Annotated in this window: 5 protein-coding genes and 2 riboswitches; all 5 genes read right to left on the bottom strand. The window is 43.0% G+C overall.

The window, feature by feature from the left end; all coding sequences use genetic code 11:
- Nucleotides 1-381: 381 nt before the first annotated feature.
- A complete protein-coding gene (locus DVB69_RS15380; protein ID WP_116020009.1) occupies nucleotides 382-1,716 on the bottom strand; it encodes an NCS2 family permease in 1,335 nt (444 codons plus the stop codon).
- A 109-nt stretch (nucleotides 1,717-1,825) separates the two neighbouring features.
- Nucleotides 1,826-1,927: riboswitch (purine riboswitch) on the bottom strand.
- A complete protein-coding gene (gene guaA / locus DVB69_RS15375) occupies nucleotides 1,925-3,463 on the bottom strand; it encodes a glutamine-hydrolyzing GMP synthase (protein WP_116019993.1) in 1,539 nt (512 codons plus the stop codon). (Overlaps the previous riboswitch by 3 nt.)
- Nucleotides 3,464-3,599: 136 nt before the next feature.
- A riboswitch (purine riboswitch) is annotated at nucleotides 3,600-3,701 on the bottom strand.
- A 34-nt stretch (nucleotides 3,702-3,735) separates the two neighbouring features.
- Nucleotides 3,736-5,913, bottom strand: coding sequence for a transglutaminase TgpA family protein (locus DVB69_RS15370; RefSeq protein WP_116019992.1), 2,178 nt, complete (start codon nucleotides 5,911-5,913; stop codon nucleotides 3,736-3,738).
- Entirely contained in the window at nucleotides 5,910-7,115 is a 1,206-nt protein-coding gene (locus DVB69_RS15365; protein WP_116019991.1) for a DUF58 domain-containing protein, read from the bottom strand. The genes DVB69_RS15370 and DVB69_RS15365 overlap by 4 nt, the downstream gene beginning before the upstream one ends.
- Complete coding sequence (locus DVB69_RS15360) at nucleotides 7,112-8,062, bottom strand: AAA family ATPase (protein ID WP_116019990.1); 951 nt, start codon at nucleotides 8,060-8,062, stop codon at nucleotides 7,112-7,114. The genes DVB69_RS15365 and DVB69_RS15360 overlap by 4 nt, the downstream gene beginning before the upstream one ends.
- Between the last annotated feature and the right edge of the window lie 34 nt (nucleotides 8,063-8,096).

The following is an 8,096-nucleotide window of genomic DNA, read 5'->3' as shown; positions in this document are numbered from 1 at the left end:
TTCGTACTGGCATCATTTAAGATGTCTATCAGATCAATTAAGATCTGTTTGTGTTTGTTCCACCGGCAGAACCGGTTTCCCAAACGATATTTCGTTGACATTTTGCTGTTCAGTTTTCAAGGTTCATGTTGTCTGAAGCGCTTCTAGTAAGTCTCGCTCCCGACTGCTTTATTACTATACCAAGCGCGTCAACATAAGTCAACACTTTTCGTCAATTAAATTACTAATCATTAATTTAACCGAAAAACATGGCTCTAAATATCATTTCTAAACTGTTTATCTTACTTAGTATTTAAATGATTATGGAGTACTTATTCAGCTTCTCAACAAAAAAAGCCGCTAACTTCCTATAACGGAAAGTCAGCAGCTGTAGAAGCTTCATTATTTAACGAAAATGAAATACAAAATGAAGAGAACCATCAATATATACATAATAGGATGTATTTCCTTCTTGCGACCGCTTAGTAGCATCGTAATTGGATAGAAGATAAATCCAATCGCTATTCCTGTTGCGATACTATATGTCAATGGCATCGCAATGACGGTGAAGAATGCCGGGACAGCCATTTCAAAACGTGTCCACTCGATATTCCCCAAATTAGAAACCATCAATACTCCGACAATGATTAAAGCAGGAGCTGTTACTTCAGGTGTAATGACAAACAACAGAGGCGAGAAGAATAAAGCGAGCAAGAACAGGAGCCCTGTTACAACAGAAGCAAATCCTGTTTTCGCACCAGCTGCAACGCCTGCTGTGGATTCCACGTAAGAAGTTGTTGTAGATGTTCCGAAAATTGCACCTGTAACGGTTGCCATGGAATCCGCCAACAATGCTTTTCCGGCACGTGGCAGTTTTCCTTCCTTCATCAACCCAGCTTGAGTTGCGACTGCAACAAGTGTTCCAGCAGTATCAAAGAAATCTACAAACAAGAATGTAATGATGATGACAAGAAACTGCGTTGTAAACAATTCGCTCGGGTTATTAAAAATGGTTTCAAATGCTGCACCAAAAGTCGGAGCGACACTCGGTACACTGGAAACAACTTTATCCGGTACGTCAATAAGATGGGTCAACATCCCTGCCACGGTAGTTATAATCATTCCGTAGAAAATTGCTCCTTTAATTCCTCTAACCATCATGATCACTGTAATGACCAATCCGAAGATCGCAAGCAATACGGGACCTTGTGTTAAATCACCTAATGTAACGAGTGTATTGGGGTCGCCCACAATAATATTTGAATTTTGAAACCCTAAGAATGTGATGAACAAACCAATTCCCGCACCAACCGCATATTTCAATTGCGCCGGGATTGCGTTAATGATCTGTTCACGAAGTCCAGTTAATGAAAGAACAATAAAAATAAGTCCTGAAAATAGCACACCTGTTAACGCCGTTTGCCAAGGGATTCCGTACCCAAGGACGACAGAATATGCAAAGAATGCATTCAATCCCATGCCTGGTGCTAATCCTATAGGATATCTCGCTATGAGTCCCATAAATAATGATCCGACTGCTGCTGCCAATGCAGTTGCAACGAATACTGCGCCTTTGTTCATCCGCATTGCGTCCGAAATATCTGGGACACCGTCAAGAGATAATACAAGTGGATTCACGGCCAATATGTACGCCATCGCAAGGAATGTCGTTAATCCCCCGATGATTTCTCTTCTATAATTCGTTCCTAACTTGTCAAACTCAAAATACTTCTTCATCATCAACCGTCCTCATCTGTTTTGGATTTAAAAAAAGCATGCGACATCTACCGTCGCATGCTCCTTTAAACTCTTCAAAATGGGGACCCTTCTTAGTAAGTACTCTAGCAAGAAGCGTTCCATTCATCGTAGTCAAAGCATTTACGGTGCTCTGGTAGAGACTTTCGGGCCTTATTCCCAAGGATATACGACAATCAGCTATTTAGTTTTATTCCCACTCGATAGTACCTGGTGGTTTTGCAGTAATATCATAAACAACGCGGTTGACGTGATCGACTTCTGCAGTAATCCGTGAGCTGATTTTCTCCAAAACATCCCAAGGGATACGTGCCCAGTCAGCACTCATACCATCTGAAGAATGAACTGCACGAAGACCGATTGCATGGTCATATGAACGCTTACCGTCTCTCACACCGACACTTTTGATGCCAGGAAGAATTGCGAAGTATTGCCAGATTGAACGGTCGAGACCAGCTAATGCAATTTCTTCGCGAAGAATGTAATCTGCATCGCGGACAATGTTCAACTTATCTTCAGTTACTTCACCAAGTACACGAACACCTAGACCTGGTCCAGGGAATGGCTGACGATTGTAGATGTCTTCAGGCAATCCAAGCTCTTTACCGACATTACGTACTTCGTCTTTGAACAATGCTTTCAATGGCTCGATCAATTCAAAGTCCATATCTTCAGGTAACCCGCCAACGTTATGGTGAGATTTGATGACTTCAGCAGTTGCTGTACCGCTTTCGATGATATCCGCATAAATTGTACCTTGTGCAAGGAAATCGATGCCTTTCAGCTTTGCTGCTTCTTCATCGAATACGCGAATGAATTCGTTACCAATGATTTTACGTTTTTCTTCTGGGTTTGTAACACCCGCAAGCTTGTCCAAGAAACGCTTCGCTGCATCTACTTTGATGAAATTCATGTTGAACTTCGTGCTGAAAGTATCTACAACACTTTCCACTTCACCTTTACGTAACAAACCGTGATCGACAAAGATACATGTCAACTGATCCCCGATTGCACGGTGAATCAATGTTGCGACTACTGAAGAATCGACACCGCCACTAAGTGCACATAAGACATTGCGATCGCCGACTTGCTCACGGATCTTTTGCACTTCCTCTTCAATGAAGCGTTCCATTGACCATTCGCCTGTCGGATTACAGATTGAACGAAGGAACGTACGAAGAATCGTTTCTCCATTTTCTGTGCTGTCGACTTCTGGATGGAACTGGACGCCGTATAGTCCCTTATCAGCATTCTCGATTGCTGCGATATGTCCATGCTCGTCTTTTGCTGTTGCAGTAAAGCCTTCAGGAAGTTCTGTAATTTTTTCAGTACCGCCAATGTGTGCTGCAAAAGATCCGCTGATTTCTGCAAATAATTTAGAAGTACCTTCAGCAGTTAGTGTAGACGCTGCACCATGTGCTTCCATAGATGCTGTCTTACCGCCAAATTGCTGTGTAATGACTTCTAAGCTTGAGCCAAGTCCAAGAACAGGGAGTCCTAATGTAAAGATTTCAGGATCAATGTCTGCGTCCATTTTCGTATCTCCACCAGATAAGACAATGCCAGCTGCGTGCATATTACGAATCTCTTCCGCTGTTACTGTGTGCGGATAAAGCTCGCTGTAAACGCCTAAATCGCGGATAACTCGTGTAATAAGTTGGTTGTACGTGCTGCCTAAATCCAAAACTACGATTTTCTCTTGTTCTGACAATAATGGAGCTGCTGACATGAAATCCACCTCTTCTTATTTTTATTTCAAGTATACCCTTAAAATAGAGAAAGACGCGTTAGAAAGTGAACTCTTTCTCCGCGTCTTCTGTTTCTATCTATATCTATGAAATAACGAAAACAGACCACGGATTTCCCGTAGCTGCATTCGCTAACATAGACAGGTCATTTGTGGTGACCAGGTAGAAACATCCGAACCATATTATCGGACCTATATGAGAGCATTCAAGTATTTTATTCCTGGCATCATTCTACTTGCATTCAGTAAAAAAATCAACCAGTTGTCTCGATGATTAAATCTTCCCATATTTTACGTAATTCAGTCCAGTCTTGTTGAGTTTCCCTTTGTCCGTATAAGCCTTTCTCATACGCAACGGTTAACGTACTCATTATGTCATCGCCACGCATTCGATCCACTTCTTTTGCGTAGTTTGATAATGTCATGCCCGCGGGCTTCCTAATACCAATCCGGTTCAACTGTTTCAATAACTGTTCATATTGAATCGCAAATGTTTCCCATCCTTCTGACTTACTTCGACTCTGACGGACAGCAACCCGAGGCAGCCATTTTTTCCGAGTAGTATATAATCCAACTGCCAGTACAACAACAGCACCTCCAGCAATGATACTAACTGTCACCCAAGAACGTAACCATTCCGGAATAATTTGAAGCAACCAAGATTCCTGGTTATTTTTTCGTTTAGCAGCTTGCTGGTCTTGCTCTTTTTTCTTCTTTTCCGGGCGCTTGATTGGATCTTGTTCTTGCTCGTCATCTTTCGCTACTTCAATATCGAAATTCACATTCGATATTCCATTAAATCCAATGGTCGGTTCAAATGGCATCCAACCAATGCCAGGCATATATGCTTCTACCCAAGAATGCGCTTGGTTGTTAGTCACTGTGTAATACTTATCCCGATTATCATCACGATTTAACTGACCCGGGGCAAACCCCTTCACCCATCTGGCGGGAATGCCGACAGATCGAAGCATGACGACCATGGACGAACTAAAGTTGTCGCAATAGCCTCGTTTCGTTTCAAATAAAAATTGGTCGACATAATCTTCATTTTCTTTAGGGACAGCAACCTCGTCTCGAGAGTATACAAATCCACTTCTTCCGAAATACCTTTCAATGGCTTGCGCTTTCTGATAAACACTCGGTGAGCTCTTGGTCACTTCTTGGGCTAAGTCGTTCACCCGTGCCGGGAGTTCATCTGGCAAGTCCAAAAACTCATCCATTTCGAATCTTAAAGAATCGAGCGATGCCATGTCCGTTTCACGGAGTTCCTTCAAGCTGTATTCCGGAGGAACGAATTCTGTTTGGTATGTCATGTCTATAGGCTCATCAGAATTCAGTGTCAGCTTTCCTGAATCGATTTCTTGCTTATATAGAAGTCCTTCAATAGTCTGCAAGTCTTGTAAACCATATGGATACGGCAAGATTGGGAGAGGTTCATACATTTCCACTTCCGCACGTTGTCTAGGTGGAATTAGTACCTGCCCACCAATCACTCCTGAAAAACTCCCTTGAGACTCAGGATATTCCTCGGATGAAAACTGAATCCATCCTTTCGAGGTGTACGTATTTTTCGTCTCCATTCTCCAATATTGGCGAGAATCTACATACGCTTCAAATACAATTGAGTCATCTGGTTGAAAGGGTCCACCTAATTGCGTATCATCGGGATCGTATCCTACTTTTGAAATCCCTTGTCCGTTTCCACTGTCTCCTAAACCTGCAGCAGAGCGAATAAACGGAACAGGATCTGGCCACGCAGGTTCTTTAACAGGAACAAGAACCGCGACAATTGCAACGAATAGTAACAGCCCCCCTAAAGGAGCGATTACATTAAAATAACTTCTAATCGGCAACTTTGTTTTCGTTTTTGCAGATAAGCGAAGCGGAAACAATAGTCCCAGCAATAGCAGGCCAATCACCATGACTCTCAAGATTGCAAAAGAGGCGTCAAACGTTGTAAATGTATCCACCACTGAGAGGAAAACCACTGTCATTCCGAAAAACAGCATGATTGACTTGCGGTATTCAATCCAAAAACGGATTAAGTAAGCAAGCATCCAGAGTAAAATGAAGAATAGTCCTGTACGAAACAAATAGGAAATCTCCATCCATTGACCGGACCAAATGAATGTTAAACTTTGTGCTATATCGGATACAGTCATTTTCAACGCTTCACTAGTTAGCCATTCATTTCCACGAAACACAAACTGAAGCGAAAGAGTTATGTAAATCACCTTAATCGGAACGACAATCCACCCTGGAATGCGTAGCAAACCAAATAACAAGGACATTCCTATAAATCCATAAAAGTGGCTAATGTGCCCCGTGTCTGTCAGTTCTGCAACTGGCTTAAGCCACTCGATTGTCATGAAGTAAGCAAGTATATACAACAGTATCACCAGCCACTTATCGATCCGGACATCTTTCACCCTTTAGCCACCTCCTGAAACGAGCGTTCAAACTGTTTATCTGTCAGCAATTGAACGGTCACACCTAGCGCTTTTGCCGCTCTTACATTCTGCTCAACAAGGTTAGAGAGTGGTTCCGCTCCTTTTCTTACAACAAAACAAAATACCGGTTGCGCGCGTGAAGCACTCAGTACAGCGCGTAACAAAATAGCATCTGGATTTCCCGAAATGATCACGATTGCCCCAGCACCTTGTAGTGCAACCGCATAGTTGGGTGGTTTTGCCTCTGTCGCATCTATGGGTTGGAGACGAGCTAGTTGTGTGAGAGCTTTTCGAAGCTGACCCTCTCCTGAGATTGTCCCAATCGCAGCGTTACCAACATCCGTCGTTAAAAATGTCAAATCCGCCTTGCGTGCAGCAGCTTCTTTTAAAATGGAAGCGGCGAAACGAATTTGTTCTTCAATCGTTTCTGAGGATCTAGCATCCAGCAATAAGGTGACATGCTCACCTCGTTTGTTCTCGAATTCTTTCGTCATTAAATTTTGCGTCCGGGCAAATGACTTCCAATGGATCCATGACATCCGATCTCCTGGTTGATAGTCTCTGACGCTCGTCGCTACCGTTGTTTCTTTGATTAAAGAAAATGGTGATCTCGTTGTCCCTTTATCATGATACGAACCGATTGGCACGTATTGTACGGACTTTGTCTCAGGGAAGATTATGAGTGATGACTCTCCTTCTGTGACAATCGTTTCGCGTTTTTTTACCCATCCTAAAAAGTCCGCTATTTCTATTTGCACAGGGGAAAAATGATGCTCCCCTCTTTGTTTGCCTTGTAATTCGTACTGAAAGAGTACCTCTTTTCGAAATCCCATGACAAACAACTTTGAAGTTCCTCCTTGCGTGATCGTGGCAAACCCATCACATTCTAGTTCTTGAACGGAAAGATACAACAACGGGAATCGATTCCTACGTTTCACACGAATCGTCACTGTCGTCGCTTCACCAATCCCAAGTAAGGGATGTTGAATAACGCGTGATACCGTGATCGATTTCAACGGATATAATACAATGGTTAACGCATACAAAGTAAACGGCACGATGAAGTAAAAAATTGTCCAACTCCCCATACCGCCTTGAAACATTGCAAACGAGTATGCCCCCCCTATAATGAGCAGAACAAATAACGTTTGAATGATGAGTGTTGCACGCTTTCGTGTCATACAGAGTTCGTCCTTATGACTGGAACACGGACTTTCGCTAAGACATCGATCAGAACAGTTTCTATGGAGTGGCCGCTATACTCCGCGTCTGGATGCAAGATGATTCGATGACTAAATGCATATGGAAGTAAATACTGTACGTCGTCTGGCGTAACATAATTCCGTCCTTTGATGAGTGCAAATGCTTGGCATGCTTTCATGAGGCCAAGCGATCCCCGTGGACTGACTCCAAGGTAAACGGATGCATGGAGACGTGTAGCAGTCGCACAGTCGACGATATAAGATTTAACCGTTGCATCCACAACGACATCTGTCGCAGCAACTTGAAGTTCGAGTAAGTCATCCAGCGTAATGGCAGGAGCTGTGAGTTCAGGTGGAATTTGAGATTCTGAACGAGAAAGCACTTCAATTTCTTCATCTCTTGTTGGGTAACCCATTTTCAATTTAAATAAGAACCGGTCCATTTGAGCTTCCGGAAGTGGGTAGGTCCCCTCATATTCAATCGGGTTTTGTGTCGCCATCACAAAGAACGGTCGTGGCAGTTGCAATGTCTTCCCATCAATTGTGATGGACGATTCCTCCATCCCTTCTAATAATGCTGCTTGGGTTTTAGGAGAAGTCCGGTTAATTTCATCCGCCAATATGATGTTGCCAACTATCGGACCTGGTCTGAATTCAAACTCCATCTGCTGTGGATTGTAAATTGACACCCCAAGTACATCTGAAGGCAATAAGTCTGGCGTAAACTGGATCCTCTTGAACTCAGCGCCGATAGATGCAGCCAAAGATTTTACCATCACCGTTTTTCCTACACCCGGTACATCTTCGAGAAGGACATGTCCTCCCGCTATTAATGCTGTAAGACTGAGTTCACTAATTTCACGTTTCCCCACAATTGTTCGCTCAACGCTATTCAATATAGCATCGATGTTCTCTTTATGTGACATCCCATTTCCCCCTTGATGATTTGCTGGATGACTC

This window comes from Sporosarcina sp. BI001-red (genome assembly GCF_003384035.1).
Lineage (GTDB): Bacteria > Bacillota > Bacilli > Bacillales_A > Planococcaceae > Sporosarcina.
Note: the sequence above shows the minus strand (reverse complement) of the source record. Positions and strands in the feature narration are given on the sequence as shown.